This is a genomic window from Streptomyces phaeolivaceus (assembly GCF_009184865.1).
GTDB classification, from domain to species: domain Bacteria; phylum Actinomycetota; class Actinomycetes; order Streptomycetales; family Streptomycetaceae; genus Streptomyces; species Streptomyces phaeolivaceus.
The window spans coordinates 5,031,408-5,051,144 of sequence record NZ_CP045096.1; the positions used below are offsets into that span (position 1 = coordinate 5,031,408).

Sequence of the window (19,737 nt, forward strand, 5' to 3'; positions counted from 1 at the left end):
TGAAACATGCCCCTTCGGCCTGAGATGGTGTGTTTCACGTGAAACATTGCCAAACACGCCACCTCAGGGGGACTCAGTGCGCCGACTCGGCGATGTGCTGGGTGCCGATCCGCTTGCGGAACACCCAGTACGTCCACCCCTGGTAGAGCATCACCACCGGCGTGGCGATCGCCGCACACCACGTCATGATCTTCAAGGTGTACGGACTGGACGAGGCGTTGGTGACCGTGAGGCTCCAGTCCGCGTTCAGCGAGGACGGCATCACATTCGGGAAGAGTGTCAGGAAGAGCATCGCGACGGCGGCCACGATGGTGACCCCCGACAGGGCGAACGCCCAGCCCTCGCGCCCCGCTCGAACCGCCACCAGCGCCGTCACAAGCGCCGCGACGGCCACCACCAGGGCGACCAGCGAGACGCCGTCACCTTTCTCGATCTGGGTCCAGAGCAGGAAGATCAGCGCCAGCCCGGCGGTCGCGGCACCGACGCGCAGCGCCAGCTTCCGCGCCCGCTCCCGGATGTCCCCGACGGTCTTGAGACCGACGAACACCGTGCCGTGGAAGGTGAAGAGCGTCAGCGTGACCAGGCCGCCCAGCAGCGCGTACGGGTTGAGCAGATCGGCGAGGTTGCCCACGTACTCGAAGTCGCGGTCGATCTTGACTCCGCGCACGATGTTGGCGAAGGCCACGCCCCAGAGGAACGCGGGGAGCAGCGAGGTCCAGAAGATCGCCGTCTCCCAGTTGCGCTGCCACCTCTCCTCGGGCCGCTTCACGCGGTACTCGAAGGCGACACCCCGGACGATCAGGCAGACCAGGATGAGCAGCAGCGGCAGGTAGAAGCCGGAGAAGAGGGTGGCGTACCACTCGGGGAAGGCGGCGAAGGTCGCGCCGCCCGCCGAGAGCAGCCACACCTCGTTGCCGTCCCAGACGGGTCCGATGGTGTTGATGAGGACCCGCTTCTCCGGACGGTTCCGGGCCAGCAGTTTGGTGAGGACACCGACCCCGAAGTCGAAGCCCTCCAGGAAGAAGTAGCCGATCCACAGGACGGCGATGAGGACGAACCAGACGTCGTGAAGTTCCATGACTGTGCTCCCTTGGCCCGGTGCGGCCTAGTACGAGAAGGCCATCGGCTTGTCGGCGTCACGGGAGTCGCCGCCGATCTTCGTGGGCGGGTTGAGGTCGGCCTCCGTCAGCTCGGGCGGCCCCGCCTTGACGTACTTCGCGAGCAGCTTGACCTCGACGACGGCGAGGATGGCGTACAGCGTGGTGAAGACGATCATCGAGGTGAGGATCTCGCCCTGGGAGACACCGGGGGAGACCGCGTCCTCGGTGCGCAGCACGCCGTAGACCACCCACGGCTGGCGGCCCATCTCGGTGAAGATCCAGCCCCAGGAGCTGGCGATCAGCGGGAAGCCCAGGGTCAGGACCGCGATGCGCCAGTACCACTTGGTGAGGGTCGGGCCGAGAGCCTTCTTCGGCAGCAGCACGAGATGCGGCACCTCGTCCTCGCCGACCCGGAGGTGCTGCGGCAGCAGGAACTTCTTGCGGGTGAGCCAGAGTCCGACCGTACCGATGGCGACGGACGCCATTCCGAAGCCGATCATCCAGCGGAAGCCCCAGTAGGCGACGGGGATGTTGGGCCGGTAGTCACCGGGCCCGAACTTCTCCTGCTCGGCCTTGTTGACGTCGTTGATGCCGGGGACGTACGACTCGAAGTCGTCGTTGGCGAGGAAGGACAGCAGGCCGGGGATCTCGATGGCGACCGTGTTGTGGCCCTTGTCGACGTCGCCGTAGGCGAAGACGGAGAAGGGCGCGGGCGCCTCGCCGTCCCACAGGGCCTCGGCGGCGGCCATCTTCATGGGCTGCTGCTTGAACATGACCTTGCCGAGCAGGTCGCCGCTGATCGCGGTGAGCATGCCGGCGACCAGCACGGTGACCAGACCGAGGCGCAGTGAGGTCTTCATCACCGGGATGTGCTTCTTGCGGGCCAGATGGAAGGCGGCGATGCCGACCATGAAGGCGCCGCCGGCGAGGAAGGCCGCCGAGAGGGTGTGGAAGACCTGGGTGAGCGCGGTGTTCTGGGTCAGGACGAGCCAGAAGTCGGTGAGTTCGGCCCGGCCCTTGGCCTCGTTGATCCGGTAGCCGACGGGGTGCTGCATCCAGGAGTTGGCCGCGAGGATGAAGTACGCCGACAGGATCGTGCCGATGGAGACCATCCAGATGCAGGCCAGATGGATCTTCTGCGGGAGCTTGTCCCAGCCGAAGATCCACAGGCCGATGAAGGTCGACTCGAAGAAGAAGGCGATCAGTGCCTCGAAAGCGAGCGGGGCCCCGAAGACATCACCGACGAAGCGCGAGTAGTCGGACCAGTTCATGCCGAACTGGAACTCCTGCACGATGCCGGTGACGACACCCATCGCGATGTTGATCAGGAAGAGCTTGCCCCAGAACTTGGTGGCCTTGAGGTACTTCTCCTTCCCCGAGCGCACCCACGCGGTCTGCAGGCCTGCCGTGAGCGCGGCGAGCGAGATCGTGAGGGGGACGAAGAGGAAGTGGTAGACGGTCGTGATGCCGAACTGCCATCGCGCCAGAGTCTCCGGCGCCAGAGCGAGGTCCACGTCTTCTCCTTACATGCCGTGGCACTGCGGCAGTTTGTCCCGCCTGGCACGTACATCTCAGACAAACGGGACGAGCTTGTGAACGCGTTCACATTCACAAGCAATTATGACGCATGCCCGTTCGAGGTGTGAGCGTGGGGTCCAAAAAAGCAAGGGGCCCGGAGGAAAATCCCCGAACCCCCTGGTCAGAGCCTCCTAGAGCTCCTTGCGGAAGGTCTCCGTCACCTTGAGGAAGATGTCGTTCGCCTCGGTCTCGCCGATCGTCACCCGCACACCCTCGCCCGGGAACGGCCGCACCACGACCCCGGCCTGCTCACACACCCCGGCGAACTCGACCGTGCGCTCCCCCAGCCGCAGCCACACGAAGTTCGCCTGTGTCTCCGGCACCGTCCAGCCTTGACCGCGCAGCGCCTCGACGACCCGGTTCCGCTCGCAGACCAGCGAGCCGACCCGTCCGAGGAGCTCGTCCTCCGCGCGCAGCGAGGCGACCGCGGCGTCCTGTGCGAGTTGGCTCACACCGAACGGCACAGCGGTCTTGCGCAGGGCCGCCGCCACCGGCTCATGAGCAATCGCGAATCCCACCCGGAGTCCGGCGAGACCGTACGCCTTGGAGAAGGTGCGCAGCACACAGACGTTCGACCGCTCGCGGTAGAACTCGACGCCGTCCGGCACCTCGACATCCCGCACGAACTCGCGGTACGCCTCGTCCAGCACCACCAGCACATCGCCGGGCACCCGGTCGAGGAAGCGCTCCAGCTCCGCCCGGCGGACCGCCGTCCCCGTCGGGTTGTTCGGGTTGCAGACGAAAATCAGACGGGTCCGGTCGGTGATCGCGTCCGCCATCGCGTCCAGGTCGTGCACATCGCCCGGCGTCAACGGCACCTGGACGGACGTGGCCCCGCTGATCTGGGTGATGATCGGGTACGCCTCGAACGACCGCCAGGCGTAGATCACCTCGTCGCCGGGCCCCGAGGTCGCCTGCAGCAGCTGCTGGGCGACACCGACCGAGCCGGTGCCCGTGGCCAGGTGGGTGACCGGCACCCCGAAACGGTCCGCCAGCTCGTTCATCAGCCCCGTGCACGCCATGTCCGGGTACCGGTTGAAGGCCGCCGCCGACCCGGTCACGCTCTCCAGCACGCCGGGCAGCGGCGGATAGGGGTTCTCGTTGGAGGACAGCTTGTACGCCACCGGGCCGCCCGCCGCGGCCGGCTTGCCGGGCTTGTACGTGGGGATCCCTTCCAGCTCGGCTCGCAGCTTGGGGCTCGTCTCGCTCACCGCAGTCCTCCTCGTCGACGTAATGCTTCTCACCTTATGAGGATTCGGCGCCCCTGCGAATGGCCTGTGGACAACCGCGTCCGCCCCTCTCGGCGCGCATCCGCTGCTCCTCATCCACGCCACAACCGCCCCATCCGCCCCACGGGCATCAGCGCACGAAGGTGTACGAAACAGGGGGCGCGCCGTTCGCGGGCGTACGCGCCGGTGGCTCACGCCGTGGCGCGCATCACCCGTGCAGGTGAGTTGAGACCTCTTCGAAACATCAGCTACTTGGCAGGCCCATGCGCGTCGACAAGTCACGTACTGGCATTGGATCGTTCAACTCCCTTGCAATGCAAGGAAATTGCCCCCTTCCGACCTTGCAGAAACGTGCCTGTCAACGAGTGCATATGCGTCCGCACTACCCCACCGCATGAGCCCTACTATCGGCTCGCCATGACAGCAGCAGGGAAGCACCAGGTGAGCCGCGCGGAAACTCCCCGCCGAGGCAGCCGGTCGGGCCGGGCGGGCATCCGGGACGTAGCCGCCGCCGCCGGAGTCTCCATCACGACCGTTTCCGACGCCCTCAACGGCAAGGGCCGGCTCCCGGACGCCACCCGACGCCATGTACGCGAGGTCGCCGACCGACTTGGCTACCGCCCCTCGGCGGCAGCCCGAACCCTCAGAACCGGCAAGTCCGGCCTCATCGGCCTGACCGTGACCACGTACGGGGATGAACCTTTCACCTTCACCGAGTTCGCGTACTTCGCGGAAATGGCGCGGGCCGCCACCTCGGCCGCGCTGGCCCGGGGCTACGCCCTGGTCATCCTCCCCGCGACCTCGCGCCACGACGTGTGGTCGAACGTGGCCCTGGACGGCACCGTGGTCATCGACCCCTCCGACCACGACCCGGTCGTCAGCGAACTGGTCCGCCAGGGCTTACCGGTGGTCTCCGACGGCCGTCCGGCCGGCACGCTGCCGGTCACCGCGTGGGTCGACAACGACCACGAGGCCGCCGTCCTCGGCATCCTCGACCACCTCGCCGACGCGGGAGCCCGCCGGATCGGACTCCTCACGGGCACGACGACGGACACCTACACCCATCTCTCCACCAGCGCATACCTGCGGTGGTGCGAGCGTGTGGGCCAGGATCCGGTGTACGAGGCCTATCCGGCGCACGATCCGTGCGCCGGAGCCGTCGCCGCCGACCGGCTGCTGGCCCGTCCGGACCGCCCGGACGCGGTCTACGGCCTCTTCGACCCGAACGGCACCGATCTGCTGGCCGCCGCCCGGCGGTACGGCCTGCGCGTCCCCGACGACCTGCTGCTCGTCTGCTGCAGCGAGTCCACCGTGTACGCGACCACCGAACCGCCGATCACCACGCTCTCACTCAAGCCGCGCCGGATCGGCACGGCTGTGGTCCAGCTCCTCATCGACGCCATCGAGGGGGTCGAATCGGACCAACCGGTCGAGCAGGTGATACCGACGGAGCTGATCGTGCGGACCTCTTCCCAGCGGCGTCCACCGCGCAGGACGGTCAGCCCGCCACGATCACCCGAAGAGGGTTGACGCCCCGCTTGAGGATCCGAATGGGAATTGGGCGGGGAGAGCCCCGCCCAATTCGGGAGAAAACCGCGGTGAACTGGGGCCCTGCGCCATTTCACCACCCCTGGGTCATCACATGGCGCGATCCGCATTCCTATGATGGGCGCACACACTGCGGGCCGCTGCGACCAGGCGGTCCGATGCGGTGCAGACGCGGGCGATGGTGGTGGAGGGGTCGATGACTCAGGGGGCCGGTCAGGGACCCGAGGTGCGGACGCCGACGGTGCGCGATTTCCGCGTGCCCGCGTACGTCCACGAGGCCGGTCCGTACGGACACACCACGGACCCGGGCGAGGCCTCCCGGCCCGCCACCGAGGAGGCCGAGGGCTACCCCGAGGGGTACACCCCGACCCAGCGGGACCTCCCGGTGATCAACCGGGGTGACACGCTTCAGGTCGTGATCGACCCGGAGGCCACCGCGGCCGAGCAGTCCTCCCGGCCGAGTCCCCTGTTCGTCGTCGGGGACGTCCACGGCTATCTCGACGAGCTCCTCGCCGCACTCCGCGAGAAGGGCCTCGTCGACGCCGCGGGCAACTGGTCGGCGGGCACCGCCCGGCTCTGGTTCCTCGGCGACTTCACCGACCGGGGCCCGGACGGCATCGGCGTCATCGACCTCGTGATGCGACTGTCCGCCGAGGCCGCCGCCGCCGGCGGCTACTGCAAGGCCCTCATGGGCAACCACGAGCTGCTGCTGCTCGGCGCCAAGCGGTTCGGCGACACTCCCGTCAACTCCGGGGCGGGCACCGCCACCTTCCAGGCCGCCTGGCTTCTCAACGGCGGCCAGAAGACCGACATGGACCGCCTCCAGGACCACCACCTCCAGTGGATGGCCCGTCTGGACGCCATGGAGGAGGTCGACGGCCACCTCCTGGTGCACTCCGACACGACCGCCTACCGCGACTACGGCGACTCCATCGAGGCGGTCAACGACACCGTCCGCGAGACGATCACGCGCAACGACCCGGACGAGGTCTGGGACCTCTTCCGCAAGTTCACCCGGCGCTTCTCCTTCCGCGACGAGGGCGGCGCCGATGCCGTGCGCTCGCTGCTGGAGACCTACGGCGGCAACCGCATCGTCCATGGCCACAGCCCCATCCCGTATCTCCTCGGCGAGGTCGGCTCGGAGGACGGCGAGGACGGCACGGGGCCTTCGGTCGACGGACCGTACACCTATGCGGAAGGCTTGGCCGTCGCCATGGACGGCGGCGTGACCATGGCCGGAAAGCTGCTGGTCCAGGAACTCCCACTGCGTACCTGAGCCGTCAACGGGCAGGCGTCTCCTGTCGGAAGACTTCGCCGGTCAGGGTCCAATTTCTTCAAACCCCCTGTCACCGCCTGCCGTCACCGCTCTACCATCGGCTTATCCGTAGCAGGCTCCCCTCCGTTTCTGCCCGACGGCTCGTCAGCATGCCGAGCCACAAGCCCTACGGAGCATCGGGGGATGCACATGAACAGCGTTCCGCAGCACCTGCTCAGTGAGGACCGCCAGGAGTACGAGCGGATCCTCGGAGAGGCGCTGCGCTCCGCACCACACCGCCCGGAATTCGCCGCCGGACTCCAGCGACTCAACCCCGAACAACTGCGCACCATGGCACTCAACGCCACGGCGATCATCACGGCCGCGGCGGCGGCCGAATACCAGTACTACGTCAAGGTCCGCGACGAGTTCCGCAGCCCGTCGTCGGCCACCGCACCGGCCCGGGAGGGAACCTCGTCCGGTTCCAGCGAGCCGGACGGCAGCGCCGTGGGACTCGCGACCACCATGGGCGAGGTCACCGAGGCGGCCGGCGCGGGCGCCGGTGCCATCGCCGCGGTGCTCGCTCCCGTCCTCGCCGGAACCGCCGCGGTGCTGTTCCTGCTCGTCGGGTACGTCATGAAGGTGCTCGACCCCGAGCGGGCGATCGCCGAGACCCTGCTCACCACCGGCTGGGTCTTCGGTGCGGTCACCGCGGCGGCGATCCTGGTGGCCGCCATCGGCCTTCTGCTCACCGCCCTGCGGAACAACGCCACCGCCCTCCTCAACGACGGCGCCCGCAGCGAGCTCAACGAGGAGGTGACCCGCGCCAGGGAGGCCTGGCGCGAAACCCTCCTGGAGCGCGGCATCCTGCCGTTCCTCCGCGACGCCCTCGCGAACCCAGGCCCGGCGCTGCTGAGCGAGCCGGACCGCCCGACCCCGCCCAGCCGCATGCCGAACCTCGGCTACAACCGCCCGAGCTTCAGCAGCAGCCCGGACAGCAGCAGCGCGGGCTCCCGCGCCGGCTACAGCAGCCCGGACTTCTCCAGCCCGGACTTCGGCGGACCGGAGCACCAGCCCGAGTAGCCCCCGGGCCCCGGCCGTCGCCCCGGGAGCCACCGGGCTTCGGCGGCCACCCGGCACGCCCCCGGTCCCGGCCGGGACCGGCCCGGCCGCACGGCACCGCCATCCGCGGCGGCGGGCTCTCCCGGCAACAGCCCGGAAGAGCACCGCTCGTCGCACGGCAGCGGCAGCGGCAGCGGCAGCGGCAGCGGCAGCGGGCACTAACCACGTCCGCCGTCCCCGCGTGCCGTGAGGCGCCCGCCACGAGCCTCCGACGCCGCTCAGTCCGCCATCGGCAGATAGACCCGGTTCCCCGCGTCCGCGAACTCCTTGGACTTCTGAGCCATACCCGCCTCGATCTCCGCCCGCGAACCGCCGTGTTCACGACGGATGTCCTGGGAGATCTTCATCGAGCAGAACTTCGGCCCGCACATGGAGCAGAAGTGAGCCGTCTTGGCCGGCTCGGCCGGGAGGGTCTCGTCGTGGAACTCACGGGCCGTGTCGGGGTCGAGGGCCAGATTGAACTGGTCCTCCCAGCGGAACTCGAAGCGGGCGTCCGACAACGCGTCGTCCCACTCCTGTGCGCCCGGATGTCCCTTGGCGATGTCCGCCGCATGGGCCGCGATCTTGTAGGTGATGACGCCGGTCTTCACGTCGTCACGATTGGGCAGTCCCAAGTGCTCCTTGGGCGTGACGTAGCAGAGCATCGCGGTGCCCCACCACGCGATCATCGCGGCACCGATGCCTGAGGTGATGTGGTCGTACGCCGGCGCGACGTCCGTGGTCAGCGGGCCGAGCGTATAGAACGGAGCCTCATCGCAGATCTCCTGCTGAAGGTCGATGTTCTCCTTGATCTTGTGCATCGGGACATGTCCCGGGCCCTCGATCATGGTCTGTACGTTCAAACGCTTCGCGATCCGGTTGAGTTCCCCCAGCGTGCGCAACTCCGCGAACTGCGCCTCGTCGTTGGCGTCCGCGATGGAGCCCGGCCGAAGACCGTCGCCGAGGGAGTACGTGACGTCGTAGGCGGCGAGGATCTCGCACAGTTCCTCGAAGTTGTCGTAGAGGAACGACTCCTTGTGGTGCGCCAGACACCAGGCCGCCATGATCGATCCGCCGCGCGAGACGATGCCGGTCTTGCGGTTCGCGGTGAGCGGCACATACGAGAGGCGCACGCCCGCGTGCACCGTCATGTAGTCCACGCCCTGCTCGGCCTGCTCGACGACCGTGTCCTTGTAGATCTCCCAGGTCAGTTCCTCGGCCTTGCCGTCGACCTTCTCCAGCGCCTGGTAGAGCGGCACCGTGCCGATAGGGACGGGGGAGTTGCGCAGCACCCATTCACGGGTGGTGTGGATGTTCCGGCCGGTGGACAGGTCCATGACCGTGTCGGCGCCCCACCGGGTCGCCCAGGTCATCTTCTCGACCTCCTCCTCGATGGAGGAGGTGACTGCGGAGTTGCCGATGTTGGCGTTGACCTTCACCAGGAACCGCTTGCCGATGATCATCGGCTCGATCTCCGGGTGGTTCACGTTCGCGGGCAGCACGGCCCTGCCCGCTGCGATCTCCTCACGAACCACCTCCGGCGAGACGTTCTCCCGTACGGCCACGTACTCCATCTCGGGGGTGATCTCCCCGCGTCGTGCGTACGCGAGCTGGGTCACCGCCCGGCCGTCCCGGCTCCGGCGCGGCTGGCGCGGCCTTCCCGGGAACACGGCGTCGAGGTTGCGCAGCCCGCCGCGCGGCGAGGTGTGCTTGATCCCGTCGTCCTCGGGGCGGACAGGACGGCCCGCGTACTCCTCGGTGTCTCCCCGAGCGATAATCCAATTCTCTCGCAGGGGGAGCAGCCCCCGCCTGACGTCGGTCTCCGCGCTCGGATCGGTGTACGGACCGGAGGTGTCGTACAGGGTGACGGACTGTCCATTGGTGAGGTGCACCTGGCGGACCGGCACCCGCAGATCGGGGCGCGAGCCCTCGATGTACGCCTTGTGCCAGCCGATGGACTTCCCGGCCTCCAGGGGCTGTTCTCCCTGGTTCGCTTCGCCCTCGGACGCGGCGGAAGACCCGTCCGTCTGGCTGGAGGCAGGCGTGCGTGTGTCCTCGATGGTCATGAGACCTACTCCCTACGCCGGCATTACCCGGTAACAGGTTCAGCGGTCGACGCAGCGATTTCCGCCCGACGATGTTCCACGTGAAACATCGCGTCTGCGGAGGTCAGCGCCCTCTCAGCCCGGTGCTCCGAGCTCCCGCGTGTGCAAAGGTGCCTCCACGCTAGCGGCAGATGTGGCGCGGTGAACAGTGGGCATCGCTCGTTCTTGCGATGATCGGTCGGTGACGACGACGCAGCAGCCCCCGCCTCCGCCCCCCGAGCCGCCTCACGGCCATGGCCCCGGAAACGGCCACGGGCATGGCTCCGACGGTGGCCATGGCTACGGTTCCGGGGGCGGCCACGGCTCCGGAAGCGGGCATGGCTCCGGTGACGGACATGGCTCCGACCCGTCCTCCGGCGGCGGCCACGGCCATTCCCACAGCCACAGCCATGGGCCCGCCGCGCCCGTCTCCCTGCACCTGCGCAAGGTCATCGCGGCGGTGCTGATCCCCTTCGCGACCGCGGTCGTCGTGGGTCTCGTCGTGCTCTGGCCCGGCGGCGCCCCGGCCCATGAGCGCACCGGTGTGGGCTTCGACCGGCAGACCCAGCAGGCCACCGTCACCAAGGTCGACGAGGTCGACTGCTCGTCGGTGAACGCCTCGGGCGACACCCCGACCGGCGACACGTCCACCGCCGAGGGCTCGTCCGCCCAGCAACAGGCCAACGGCGCCTGCAAGAAGGCCACTGTCCGGGTCGACACCGGCGACGACAAGGGCCGTACGTTCACGGAGATCGTTCAGCCGGACCAGTCACGGCAGTTGGAGGAGGGGCAGGAGGTCGTCGTCGCGTACGAACCCGCCGCGCCCAAGGACCTGCAGTACTCGGTCACCGATGTGAACCGGAAGTTCCCGATGGCTCTGCTCGCCGGGATCTTCGCGCTCGCCGTCGTGGTGGTGGGCCGGATGCGCGGTGTCATGGCCCTGGTGGCACTGGCCATCAGCTTCCTGGTGCTGACCCTCTTTATCCTGCCGGCCATCCTTCAGGGCTCGAATCCCCTGGTCGTGGCGGTGGTCGGGGCCAGCGCCATCATGCTGATCGCCCTCTACATGTGCCACGGGCTCTCGGCCCGGACCTCCGTGGCGGTGCTCGGCACCCTGATCTCGCTGCTGCTGATCGGCCTGCTGGGATCGGGGTTCATCGGCTGGGCCTATCTGACGGGCAACACGGACGACAACACCGGTCTGATCCATGGGCTGTACCCGACGATCGACATGAGCGGTCTGCTGCTCGCGGGCGTCATCATCGGCTCGCTCGGTGTGCTCGACGATGTGACGGTCACCCAGACGTCGGCGGTCTGGGAGTTGCACGAGGCCAATCCGGCGATGGGCCGACGGGATCTGTACCGCGCGGGCATCCGCATCGGCCGGGATCACATCGCGTCGGTGGTCAACACGCTCGTGCTCGCCTACGCCGGTGCCGCGCTGCCCCTGCTGCTGCTCTTCTCGATCGCGCAGAGCAGTGTCGGTACGGTCGCCAACAGCGAGCTCGTCGCCGAGGAGATCGTGCGCACGCTCGTCGGCTCGATCGGCCTGGTGGCCTCGGTGCCGTTGACCACCGCGCTGGCCGCCCTGGTCGTCTCCGCCGACCGCCCGGGTACCCCGGAAGCGGCGACCGTGCCCGCTCCGGCGCGTGGGGGAAGGGGCCGACGCCGCAAGCGCTGAAGCGTTACGGCACCCCGCCGCCGTAACGTTCAGCCCGCGCTCTGCTCCTCCGCCAGGATGCGGTCCAGAGCCTCGTCGAGCAGTGTGTCGAAGTCGGCGAGGGAACGCTCCTGCCCGAGCGGCACGAGCTTGTCCGTACGGTCCAGGAAGGCCACCAGCGGCGCCGTGCCGACCCGGAACATCGCCTGGTCGGTGCCCACTTGGAGCCGGATCAGCACCTCGCCGAACGATTCCGGGTCGGCGGGCGCGATATGGACGTCCCCGTCCCCGCACGGCCGCCCCACCCCGTCGATGAGCAGCTCCCGCCCGAAGGCCCAGGTCACCGGGGCATCGCCGGGCAGGTGGAAGGTCAGCCGCACGGCATAGGGATCACAGGTCTCGTAACGCAGCTCCACCGGGATGCGGAAGGAGAGCTCCTCCGAGACGAGGAAGCTCATCATGACCTCTGCCTGTACCGACTCGCGCATCGCCTACCCCGCCGTGTTCGTCGACTGGCCAGGAATCATCTGCCTGACACTCCTGAAAGTTTGCTGAAAGTACACGGGAGATCACAAGGAGTGATTTTTCAGATGCTGATAGAGATCGCGAGTGTCCCTAGTAGCTTTCCGATCTCGGTCTGCAACTGGTGGGCGACGGGCAGCAGCCGGTCCGCCTGGTGCGAGGGCAGCGAGACGGCGAGGGTCCCGGCGGTCGTCCCCACGGTGATGGGAATCGCGGCGCAGACCGTCCCGAGGGCGTACTCCTGCCGCTCGACGACCGGTTCCATCCGCCCGATCCGGTCCAGGCGCCTCAGCAACGCCTCGTCGTCACGGACCGTGTACGGGGTGAGCGACTGCACCGGATGACGGTCCAGGTGATCGCGACGGGCCTCGTCGCCCAGCTGGGACAGCAGGCACTGTCCGATCGCGTGCGCGTGACCCGACTCACGGAAGTCGGCCCACTCCTCGACCGCAGGGGTGTTGGGGCTGTCGGCGACGCACATGACCTCGATCTCGCCGTCCCGGTAGATCGCGAAGTACACGGGCACGCCCAGGGCGTCCCGCCAGTGCGCCATCGCCTCGCCCACCGTGCTGCGACGTTTCTGCTGCGCTCCGCTGCTGCTCAGCCGCTCGGCCGCCTCACCGAGGAAGAACAGTCCCTTCTCCCGGCGCAGATAGCCCTCGTGGACCAGTGTGCGGAGCAGGTGGTAGGCCGTGGGCAGCGCGAGCCCGGCGTCCCTCGCCAACTGTTTGGCGGGCGCCCCGTGTTCTCGCTCGGCGACGGCCTCCAGCAGCCGCATCGCCCGCTGCACGGAGCCGATCAGGGTGCCGGAGTTCGCCTCCGACACGGTCGGCGACGCCGGTGACGGGATACGGGCCCCCCTTCCCGGACCGCGTCCGCGCGGTGCCACGGGGCCGGTGGGCCCCGCCGCGTGCGGCTGGATCCGGGCCGACGGTGTCAGGGGTTCTGCCTGCGTCGAGGGCGCCGACGAGAGCGTCCGCCCCCGTCGCGGCGGTGTGGAGGGAGGCTCGGGACGTCGCACGTTCTCCTCGCCGGGCGACGTACGTGGCTGCACGGGGGGAGCTGGGGCCTTCGAGGGCGTCGTACGCGGCGGTGGCGGCGGTAGCGGTGGCGGGACATGGGTCTCCACGGCCCGGACGCACGGCTGCTCGACGGCGGCTGTCGGCGTGGATCGAGGACCCGGCTGTGTGGGCGGAACGGCGCTCTGTGCCGTCCGGGAGCGCTGCCGGGCGGAGGGGGAGAGCGGTTCCGCGGGTGCGGTGTCAGCCGTGGCCAAGGGTCACTCCCGAAGCGCGAGGAGGGCCGCCCGTGCGGGGACACGGGAGGGAGATGGGCCGCCCGCGGGGGTCGAGCCCGCGACGAGTTCCCGGACTCTAGCCGCCCGTCACCGCTCACCGACGGCCCTGCGGGGAAACTTCCCTCGGGCGAGGGAACCTCACGTTCCTGTTACCGCCGCGCCCTGACCGGGCCTCACCCACTCACGCCTCAGCTGTTGCGTGGGGCTGACGCCTCACCAGTCGCCGCGCGAGGAGGAACCCGCCGTGAACTTCCTCACGACGTAGATCAGTCCGCCGACCAGTGCCACGAAGACCAGCACCTTGAAGAGCAGGCCCACCACGACCTGGACGACGCTGATTATCAGCCCTCCGAACACCAGCAGGGCGATGACCGGCACCGCGATCCACTTCACCCACCACGGCATCCCCGCGAAGATCTCCCGCATCGCCCTTGCTCCTTGTGTCTCCACCCGTCGCCCCGCCACCGGGGCACTGATTCCGGGCCTTCTGCCGTCCTGTCATTGATGCTAGGGCCGCGAGGGGGCCGTACGGGGGCTTCGCACCCCTTGTCCGTCCCTGATCGTCCCCCTAGGGAACACCGAAGCGGACGTCAGCCCTCCGGCGGAGAGAACACCACCACGACCCTCAAGTCCTCGGTGATGTGGTGGAACTTGTGGGCGACCCCGGCGGGCACGTACACGACACTGCCGCGCGCGACCTGGGTGGTCTCGAAGCCGACCGTGAGCGCGGCTCTTCCGCTCACCACCAGGTACACCTCGTCCTGGCTGTGGGGTTTCTGTGGGTCGAGTTCGCCGGCATCGAGTGCGTACAGGCCGACCGACATGTTCCGCTCGCGCAGAAACTGCAGGTAGGCACCGTCATTGGCGGCGCGCTCCGCCTCCAGTTCATCCAACCGGAATGCCTTCATCGACTTAGTCGCCCCTGCCCAGTGCTCGTACCGATCGCTTCTGCCACGATCAGACACATGATGAATTTCCTAGTCAAGACGATCGCCAACGCCGGCGCCCTCGCAGTAGCCGTCTGGTTGCTCGACAAGATCACACTCACCGGGGACAGCACGGGCAAGAAGGTCGGCACACTGCTGCTGGTCGCTCTTGTCTTCGGCCTGGTCAACGCGTTCGTCAAGCCGCTCGTGAAGCTGCTGACCCTCCCGCTGTTCATAGTGACGCTCGGGCTGTTCACGCTGATCGTGAACGCCCTGATGCTGCTGCTCACCTCGTGGCTCGCTGATGTGTTCGACCTGAGTTTCCATGTGGAGGGCTTCTGGACCGCCGTGCTCGGCGGCCTGATCATCTCGATCGTCTCCTGGGCACTCTCTCTCGTTCTGCCCGACGGGGACTGAGGGTCCGGCATGACCTACCGCGTCTGTTTCGTCTGCACCGGCAACATCTGCCGCTCCCCGATGGCCGAGTCCGTGTTCCGCGCACGCGTCGAGGAGACCGGACTCGACGGCCTGGTCGAGGTCGACAGCGCGGGCACCGGAGGCTGGCACGAGGGCGACCCCGCCGATCCGCGCACCGTCTCCGTCCTGGAGGCGAACGGCTACCCCGGCCACCACGCGGCCCGGCAGTTCCAGACCTCCTGGTTCGCCCGCCTCGACCTCGTCATCGCCCTCGACGAGGGCCACCTCAAGGCCCTGCGCCGCCTGGCGCCGACCTCGGCGGACGCGGACAAGATCCGGCTACTGCGCTCCTACGACCCGGCCGCGGGGGACGACCTCGACGTTCCGGACCCCTATTACGGGGGCATGGACGGCTTCGAGGAGTGTCTGGAGCTCGTGGAGGCGGCGAGCCCCGGTCTGCTGGCCGCCGTACGCGAGAAGGTGGAGGGACGGGTCGTATGAGCACGGAGAACCCCGCCGCGGGTCCCGGAGACGGCACCCGCGCGGTGCGGGCCGGGCTGCCCGAGCCCGTCAAGCACGAACCGACCCTCCCCGGGCCGGTCTTCGCCGCCCACTACCACCTGCCGGGCGAGCCGACCGGCCCGTACGCCTACGGGCGCGACCAGAACCCCACCTGGACGCTTCTGGAGCGCGCCGTCGGCGAACTGGAGGCACCCGGCCGGGAAGACGTGGAGACGGCCGTCTTCGCCTCCGGGATGGCCGCGATCTCGGCCGTCCTCTTCTCTCAGTTGCGTACGGGCGATGTGCTCGTCCTGCCGAGCGACGGCTATAACGTGCTGCCGCTGGCCGGTGAGCAGCTGCGCGCGTACGGCGTCGAGGTGCGCAGCGCCCCGACGGGCGGGGACGCCCAGCTCGACGCTCTCGACGGCGCCACGCTGCTGTGGATCGAGACGCCGTCGAATCCGGGGCTGGACGTGTGCGACATCCGGCGGCTGAGCGAAGCGGCACACGCGCGTGGCTGTCTCGTGGCCGTCGACAACACCCTGGCCACCCCTCTCGGGCAGCGGCCGCTGGATCTGGGCGCCGACTTCGCCGTAGCCAGCGGAACCAAGCAGCTGACCGGGCACGGGGACATCCTCCTCGGGTACGTCTCCGGGCTGGATGCCTCACTGATGACCGCGGTACGACGGTGGCGCAAGATCGTCGGGGCGATCCCGGGCCCGATGGAGGCCTGGCTCGCGCACCGTTCGCTCGCCACGCTCCAACTGCGGGCCGACCGGCAGAACGTGAACGCCCTGGCGGTGGCCGAGGCGCTCAAGGGCCGGCCCGAGGTCAGCGGGGTGCGCTATCCGGGGCTGCCCGACGATCCCTCGCACAAGATCGCCTCGCAGCAGATGCGGCGCTTCGGGTGCGTGGTCTCGTTCACGTTGCCCACGCGCGCGCGTGCCGACCGATTCCTCGACGCGCTCCGCCTCGTGGACGACGCCACGAGCTTCGGCGGGGTGCGCTCCACCGCCGAGCGGCGCGGCCGGTGGGGAGGCGACGCGGTTCCGGAAGGCTTCATCCGCTTCTCCGCCGGTGCGGAGGACACCGACGATCTCGTGGCGGATGTGCTGCGTGCGCTCGCGGTGGCTACCGATTAGTACTCCGCTACGCACAACGGACGGTCCGAGCCTCCCCCCTCGTGGCTCGGACCGTCCCCGGTTCCGCGCGCGAAGAACCGCGCAAACAAGGCTAGTTGACTCTGTGTCAGTGTCCAATCACAGTAGCGACAGAGACCTATCGACTTATTTATAGTTGGGCGCTCCGAGCGCGGCGAAGGGAGGAGCGGCCATGGATCTGGCCTTACTGCGAACGTTCGTGACCGTGCACCGGGCCGGTTCCTTCACCCGCGCCGCCGCTCTGCTCGGTCTCTCGCAGCCGGCCGTCACCTCACAGATACGCACGCTGGAACGCCAGTTGGGCCGCCCGCTCTTCCTGCGCCAGGCCCGGGGCGTGACCCCGACGACCATCGGCGACGAACTCGCCCACAAGGCGGCGCCGCATCTCGACGCGCTGGTGGAGATCGCCGAGACCGGCCTCGACGACGACTCCTCCTTACGGACCCTGCACCTCGCCGGCCCACCGGAGTTCACCGCCGAACGCGCCCTGCCCGCCCTCACCGAGCTGACCGGGGACGACGGCCAGGGCTTCGCACTGCGGGTCTCCTTCGGCAACTCCGACGAGGTGCTGGACGGCCTCGCCGCCGGGCACAACGACCTGGCCATCACCACCGCCCAGCCGCGCGGTGCCCTGCTCACCGCGACTCCCCTCTGCGACGAGGAACACGTCCTGGTCGCCGCCCCGCGCTGGGCGGACGAGACGGACCCCGGCAGACTGCGCCGCAAGGAGGCGCACACGCTGGAGGCCCTCCCCGTCGTCGAGGTACACGAGTCACTGCCCTTCATCACGCGCTACTGGGCCTCGGTCTTCGACGCCCGGCCCGCCGCGTCCGGCACGGTCGTCGTCCCGGACCTGCGCGCAGTCCTGGCCTGTGCGATCTCGGGCGCCGGACTGGCAGTGCTGCCCCGCTATCTGTGCGCCGCCGCCCTGGATCGCGGCGACATCGTCGCCCTGCTCGACCCTGCGGTTCCCCCGCTGCGCACCTACTTCCTGGTCGTGCGCACCGGCACCCTGGCCATGCCGCACATCGCACGGGCGCACGAGTGGCTGTTGGAGGCCGCGGCGACCTGGACCTGAGGCGGCCCCGGAGCCCCTCGCCGGCGGCGAGCAGCGGTGGTGGCTCGCGTGTCGCCGCCGGGCTGCGTCTCTTCCTCGCCCCCGCGATGTTTCACGTGGAACATGCAGGGCCACATTTCTCCCATGACCGTACGACCCGTGGTCAAGCGCACCGCCCGCGCCGTTCTGCTCGACGGCGACGACTTGATCCTGATCAAGCGGACCAAGCCGGGCATGGATCCCTACTGGCTCACGCCGGGCGGCGGTGTCGAGCCGGAGGACACCACCGTCGTCGACGCGCTCCACCGCGAAGTGCACGAGGAACTCGGCGCCAAGATCACCGATGTGGTGCCCTGCTTCGTGGACACCGTCGAGCACATCGGCGAGGACGGCGGCGCCACCGGCGTGAAGGTCCAGCACTTCTTCGTCTGCCGCCTGGAGTCCATGGACCCCTCGAAGCGGCACGGCCCCGAGGTGGACGAGCCCCTGGGCGAGTACGAGATCGTGCGCATCCCTTTCACCCGGGTCGGCATCGCCTCCGTGCACCTAGTCCCGTTGTCCCTGCGGCACTACCTGGACGGCAACATCGAGGGTGTACGGGCGATGCACGCGCCCGACCTTGGCTGATCCGGCCGCCGACCGCTCGCGGCGCAGAGCACGGCGGTCAGTCTCCGGAGGCCACCAGATCCTCCACCGAGTCATGGCGTATCCGCTCCGCGGGGATGCCGGCGTCCTTCAGCGCGTCCACACCGCTGCGGATCATGCCGGGCGGGCCCGAGAGGTACGCGTCGTACCCGTTCCAGGGTCCGTGGTCCCGTATGGCGTCGGGCAGTTGGAGCAGCCCGTGCCGGTCCACGACCGGGCGGACCTCCAGCCAGGAATTGCTCTGCTGCAGCCGGAGCAGCGTGTCGAGGTCGTAGAGGTCCTGGCCGGTGCGGGCTCCGTAGAAGACCTCGACCGGGCGGTGCCTCCCGTGCTCGGCGACATCCTCGACGATGGCCTTGATGGGCGCGATACCGGTGCCGCCGCCCAGGCAGAGCAGTCCGCTGTCGCTGCTGTGGTCGACGGTCATCGCGCCGGCCGGCGGCCCCAGGCGCAGCACGTCACCGGGCCGGGCGCGGTGCACGAGCGAGTTGGAGACCCAGCCGGCGGAGATCGCCTTCACATGGAACGCCAGCAGTCCGTCGGAGCGGGGCGCCGAGGCGAACGAGTAGTGCCGCCAGATCCTCGGCCACCAGGGGGTCTCCAGGCTGGTGTACTGCCCGGCGAGGAAGGGGTACGGCTGGTTCGGACGGACGGTGATGACCGCCGTGTCCGCGGTTCTCAGATCGTGCGAGACGACCTCGGCCAGCCACCAGGGCGGGGAGCGCAGTTCGTCCGCCGCCGCCGCGTCGATCATCACCTGGGAGATCGTCGTGTACGTCCGGACCCAGGCCGCCTCGGTCTCCTCGTTCCAGCTCGCCTTGGCGTAGCGGCTCAGGGCGCCGATGAGGCACTCGCCGACGGCCGGATAGTGATCGGCCTGCGTGCCGTACTTGCGGTGGCCGCGACCGAGGTTCTGCAGATAGTCGACGAGGACCGGGGTGTTGTCGATGTGCTCGGCCGCGGTCAGCAACGCCTTGAGCAGGCGATCGCGCTGGGCGTCCATCGCCGGAGGGAACATCGACCGCAGCTCCGGGTGCTGGACGAAGAGCAGCGCGTAGAAGTACGAGGTGACCTTGTCGGCGACGGGCCCGATCTCGGCCATGGTCCGCCGGACGAGAACGGCGTCGGGGGAGGCGGGGGCTGTGGCAGCGGCCGTTGCCGGGTGGTCGGGGCGCCGGTCGGACACGGGTGCGTCGAAGACGGAACGTTCGGAACCGTGCTCCGCGACGGCCGGGGCGGGCTGGGGGCGTGGCGGGGCAGCGGTAGGAAGGTCCGCAGCGGTCTGTATTCGCTCCCGTGCGGCGCCTCCCTGGTTCTGCTGGGGGCGGCTCGGGGACTCCTGGGAACGCCCCACGGGCCGCAGGGCGGCGAGGCGATTGCCCTCGGGCTCCTGGTCTCCGCCGGGGGACGACGGCGACGTGCGCGGCGTGAACCAACCGCTTCCGTCGCTGTCCCCCGAAGTGCCGTTACCGGCCGACGTGGTGGTCGGAGCGTCCATGGTCTGCCTCGCCTCGAGCATCTTTCGGTCGATCTGCGCACGCCCCCAGTCGGAAGTCGCACGCTTTCCCCCGCGGACGGCCTTGCTTTTCCCCGTTCGTTCCCCGCCGACCAATGCGGCCACATTCAACCCGGGTTCCCGCTCCGTACGGACAAGTAG

General features: G+C 69.0%; 18 protein-coding genes. 9 read left to right on the forward strand and 9 right to left on the reverse strand.

Annotated features, from left to right (window positions below; all coding sequences use genetic code 11):
- Positions 1 to 73 precede the first annotated feature (73 nt).
- The 3 genes from cydB to hisC form a co-directional block, all read right to left on the reverse strand.
- On the reverse strand, positions 74 to 1,078 hold the full coding sequence (cydB, locus tag F9278_RS23770; RefSeq protein ID WP_152170133.1) for a cytochrome d ubiquinol oxidase subunit II: 1,005 nt from the start codon (positions 1,076 to 1,078) through the stop codon (positions 74 to 76).
- Between the two features lie 27 nt (positions 1,079 to 1,105).
- On the reverse strand, positions 1,106 to 2,614 hold the full coding sequence (locus F9278_RS23775) for a cytochrome ubiquinol oxidase subunit I (RefSeq protein ID WP_152170134.1): 1,509 nt from the start codon (positions 2,612 to 2,614) through the stop codon (positions 1,106 to 1,108).
- A gap of 195 nt (positions 2,615 to 2,809) precedes the next feature.
- Positions 2,810 to 3,889: a histidinol-phosphate transaminase gene (gene hisC, locus F9278_RS23780; RefSeq protein ID WP_152170135.1), complete on the reverse strand. Its 1,080-nt coding sequence runs from the start codon at positions 3,887 to 3,889 to the stop codon at positions 2,810 to 2,812.
- A 435-nt stretch (positions 3,890 to 4,324) separates the two neighbouring features.
- Here hisC and F9278_RS23785 point away from each other — a divergent pair, with 435 nt between their 5' ends.
- From F9278_RS23785 to F9278_RS23795, 3 genes are all read left to right on the forward strand, one after another.
- A complete protein-coding gene (locus tag F9278_RS23785; protein ID WP_152170136.1) occupies positions 4,325 to 5,437 on the forward strand; it encodes a LacI family DNA-binding transcriptional regulator in 1,113 nt (370 codons plus the stop codon).
- Between the two features lie 214 nt (positions 5,438 to 5,651).
- Complete coding sequence (locus tag F9278_RS23790) at positions 5,652 to 6,731, forward strand: metallophosphoesterase family protein (RefSeq protein WP_152170137.1); 1,080 nt, start codon at positions 5,652 to 5,654, stop codon at positions 6,729 to 6,731.
- A 183-nt stretch (positions 6,732 to 6,914) separates the two neighbouring features.
- A complete protein-coding gene (locus F9278_RS23795) occupies positions 6,915 to 7,793 on the forward strand; it encodes a hypothetical protein (protein ID WP_152170138.1) in 879 nt (292 codons plus the stop codon).
- Positions 7,794 to 8,050: 257 nt separating this feature from the next.
- On the opposite strand, the gene thiC is transcribed toward F9278_RS23795, so the two are convergent.
- On the reverse strand, positions 8,051 to 9,877 hold the full coding sequence (thiC, locus tag F9278_RS23800) for a phosphomethylpyrimidine synthase ThiC (RefSeq protein WP_152170139.1): 1,827 nt from the start codon (positions 9,875 to 9,877) through the stop codon (positions 8,051 to 8,053).
- A gap of 220 nt (positions 9,878 to 10,097) precedes the next feature.
- Here thiC and F9278_RS23805 point away from each other — a divergent pair, with 220 nt between their 5' ends.
- The gene (locus F9278_RS23805) at positions 10,098 to 11,576 is read left to right on the forward strand and encodes a YibE/F family protein (protein ID WP_152170140.1); all 1,479 of its coding nucleotides are present in this window, start codon (positions 10,098 to 10,100) and stop codon (positions 11,574 to 11,576) included.
- 29 nt (positions 11,577 to 11,605) lie between these two features.
- On the opposite strand, the gene F9278_RS23810 is transcribed toward F9278_RS23805, so the two are convergent.
- From F9278_RS23810 to F9278_RS23825, 4 genes are all read right to left on the reverse strand, one after another.
- Positions 11,606 to 12,043 (reverse strand): SsgA family sporulation/cell division regulator, encoded by a 438-nt coding sequence (locus tag F9278_RS23810; protein WP_152170141.1) that lies wholly within the window; start codon positions 12,041 to 12,043, stop codon positions 11,606 to 11,608.
- Between the two features lie 98 nt (positions 12,044 to 12,141).
- Entirely contained in the window at positions 12,142 to 12,879 is a 738-nt protein-coding gene (locus F9278_RS23815; RefSeq protein ID WP_404819022.1) for an IclR family transcriptional regulator, read from the reverse strand.
- A gap of 708 nt (positions 12,880 to 13,587) precedes the next feature.
- Positions 13,588 to 13,800 (reverse strand): DUF5326 family protein, encoded by a 213-nt coding sequence (locus F9278_RS23820; protein ID WP_152170142.1) that lies wholly within the window; start codon positions 13,798 to 13,800, stop codon positions 13,588 to 13,590.
- A 164-nt stretch (positions 13,801 to 13,964) separates the two neighbouring features.
- Positions 13,965 to 14,282, reverse strand: coding sequence for a cupin domain-containing protein (locus F9278_RS23825; RefSeq protein ID WP_086752577.1), 318 nt, complete (start codon positions 14,280 to 14,282; stop codon positions 13,965 to 13,967).
- A gap of 57 nt (positions 14,283 to 14,339) precedes the next feature.
- On the opposite strand from F9278_RS23825, the gene F9278_RS23830 reads away from it, so the two are divergent.
- The 5 genes from F9278_RS23830 to F9278_RS23850 all read left to right on the forward strand — a co-directional run bounded on the left by F9278_RS23830 (position 14,340) and on the right by F9278_RS23850 (position 18,062).
- A complete protein-coding gene (locus F9278_RS23830; RefSeq protein WP_152170143.1) occupies positions 14,340 to 14,717 on the forward strand; it encodes a phage holin family protein in 378 nt (125 codons plus the stop codon).
- A 9-nt stretch (positions 14,718 to 14,726) separates the two neighbouring features.
- Positions 14,727 to 15,218, forward strand: a complete 492-nt coding sequence (locus F9278_RS23835) for a low molecular weight protein-tyrosine-phosphatase (protein WP_152170144.1) — start codon at positions 14,727 to 14,729, stop codon at positions 15,216 to 15,218.
- Positions 15,215 to 16,360 carry a cystathionine gamma-lyase gene (locus F9278_RS23840; protein WP_152170145.1) on the forward strand — a complete coding sequence of 382 codons (1,146 nt, stop codon included), beginning with the start codon at positions 15,215 to 15,217 and terminating at the stop codon, positions 16,358 to 16,360. The genes F9278_RS23835 and F9278_RS23840 overlap by 4 nt, the downstream gene beginning before the upstream one ends.
- A 190-nt stretch (positions 16,361 to 16,550) precedes the next feature.
- Complete coding sequence (locus tag F9278_RS23845) at positions 16,551 to 17,456, forward strand: LysR family transcriptional regulator (RefSeq protein ID WP_152170146.1); 906 nt, start codon at positions 16,551 to 16,553, stop codon at positions 17,454 to 17,456.
- A gap of 123 nt (positions 17,457 to 17,579) precedes the next feature.
- Positions 17,580 to 18,062 carry an NUDIX domain-containing protein gene (locus F9278_RS23850; RefSeq protein ID WP_033530680.1) on the forward strand — a complete coding sequence of 161 codons (483 nt, stop codon included), beginning with the start codon at positions 17,580 to 17,582 and terminating at the stop codon, positions 18,060 to 18,062.
- Between the two features lie 37 nt (positions 18,063 to 18,099).
- Here F9278_RS23850 and F9278_RS23855 read toward each other — a convergent pair whose 3' ends face one another.
- The gene (locus tag F9278_RS23855) at positions 18,100 to 19,599 is read right to left on the reverse strand and encodes a globin domain-containing protein (protein WP_152170147.1); all 1,500 of its coding nucleotides are present in this window, start codon (positions 19,597 to 19,599) and stop codon (positions 18,100 to 18,102) included.
- Positions 19,600 to 19,737 lie beyond the last annotated feature (138 nt).

Bases quoted from the DNA above. Each gene is read 5' to 3' on its own strand.
- F9278_RS23795 (WP_152170138.1), top strand. From the start codon at position 6,915: ATGCACATGAACAGCGTTCCGCAGCACCTGCTCAGTGAGGACCGCCAG.
- thiC (WP_152170139.1), bottom strand. From the start codon at position 9,877: ATGACCATCGAGGACACACGCACGCCTGCCTCCAGCCAGACGGACGGG.
- F9278_RS23810 (WP_152170141.1), bottom strand. From the start codon at position 12,043: ATGCGCGAGTCGGTACAGGCAGAGGTCATGATGAGCTTCCTCGTCTCG.
- F9278_RS23840 (WP_152170145.1), top strand. From the start codon at position 15,215: ATGAGCACGGAGAACCCCGCCGCGGGTCCCGGAGACGGCACCCGCGCG.
- F9278_RS23835 (WP_152170144.1), top strand. From the start codon at position 14,727: ATGACCTACCGCGTCTGTTTCGTCTGCACCGGCAACATCTGCCGCTCC.
- cydB (WP_152170133.1), bottom strand. From the start codon at position 1,078: ATGGAACTTCACGACGTCTGGTTCGTCCTCATCGCCGTCCTGTGGATC.
- F9278_RS23790 (WP_152170137.1), top strand. From the start codon at position 5,652: ATGACTCAGGGGGCCGGTCAGGGACCCGAGGTGCGGACGCCGACGGTG.
- F9278_RS23785 (WP_152170136.1), top strand. From the start codon at position 4,325: ATGACAGCAGCAGGGAAGCACCAGGTGAGCCGCGCGGAAACTCCCCGC.
- F9278_RS23820 (WP_152170142.1), bottom strand. From the start codon at position 13,800: ATGCGGGAGATCTTCGCGGGGATGCCGTGGTGGGTGAAGTGGATCGCG.
- F9278_RS23850 (WP_033530680.1), top strand. From the start codon at position 17,580: ATGACCGTACGACCCGTGGTCAAGCGCACCGCCCGCGCCGTTCTGCTC.
- F9278_RS23845 (WP_152170146.1), top strand. From the start codon at position 16,551: ATGGATCTGGCCTTACTGCGAACGTTCGTGACCGTGCACCGGGCCGGT.
- F9278_RS23825 (WP_086752577.1), bottom strand. From the start codon at position 14,282: ATGAAGGCATTCCGGTTGGATGAACTGGAGGCGGAGCGCGCCGCCAAT.
- F9278_RS23855 (WP_152170147.1), bottom strand. From the start codon at position 19,599: ATGCTCGAGGCGAGGCAGACCATGGACGCTCCGACCACCACGTCGGCC.
- F9278_RS23830 (WP_152170143.1), top strand. From the start codon at position 14,340: ATGATGAATTTCCTAGTCAAGACGATCGCCAACGCCGGCGCCCTCGCA.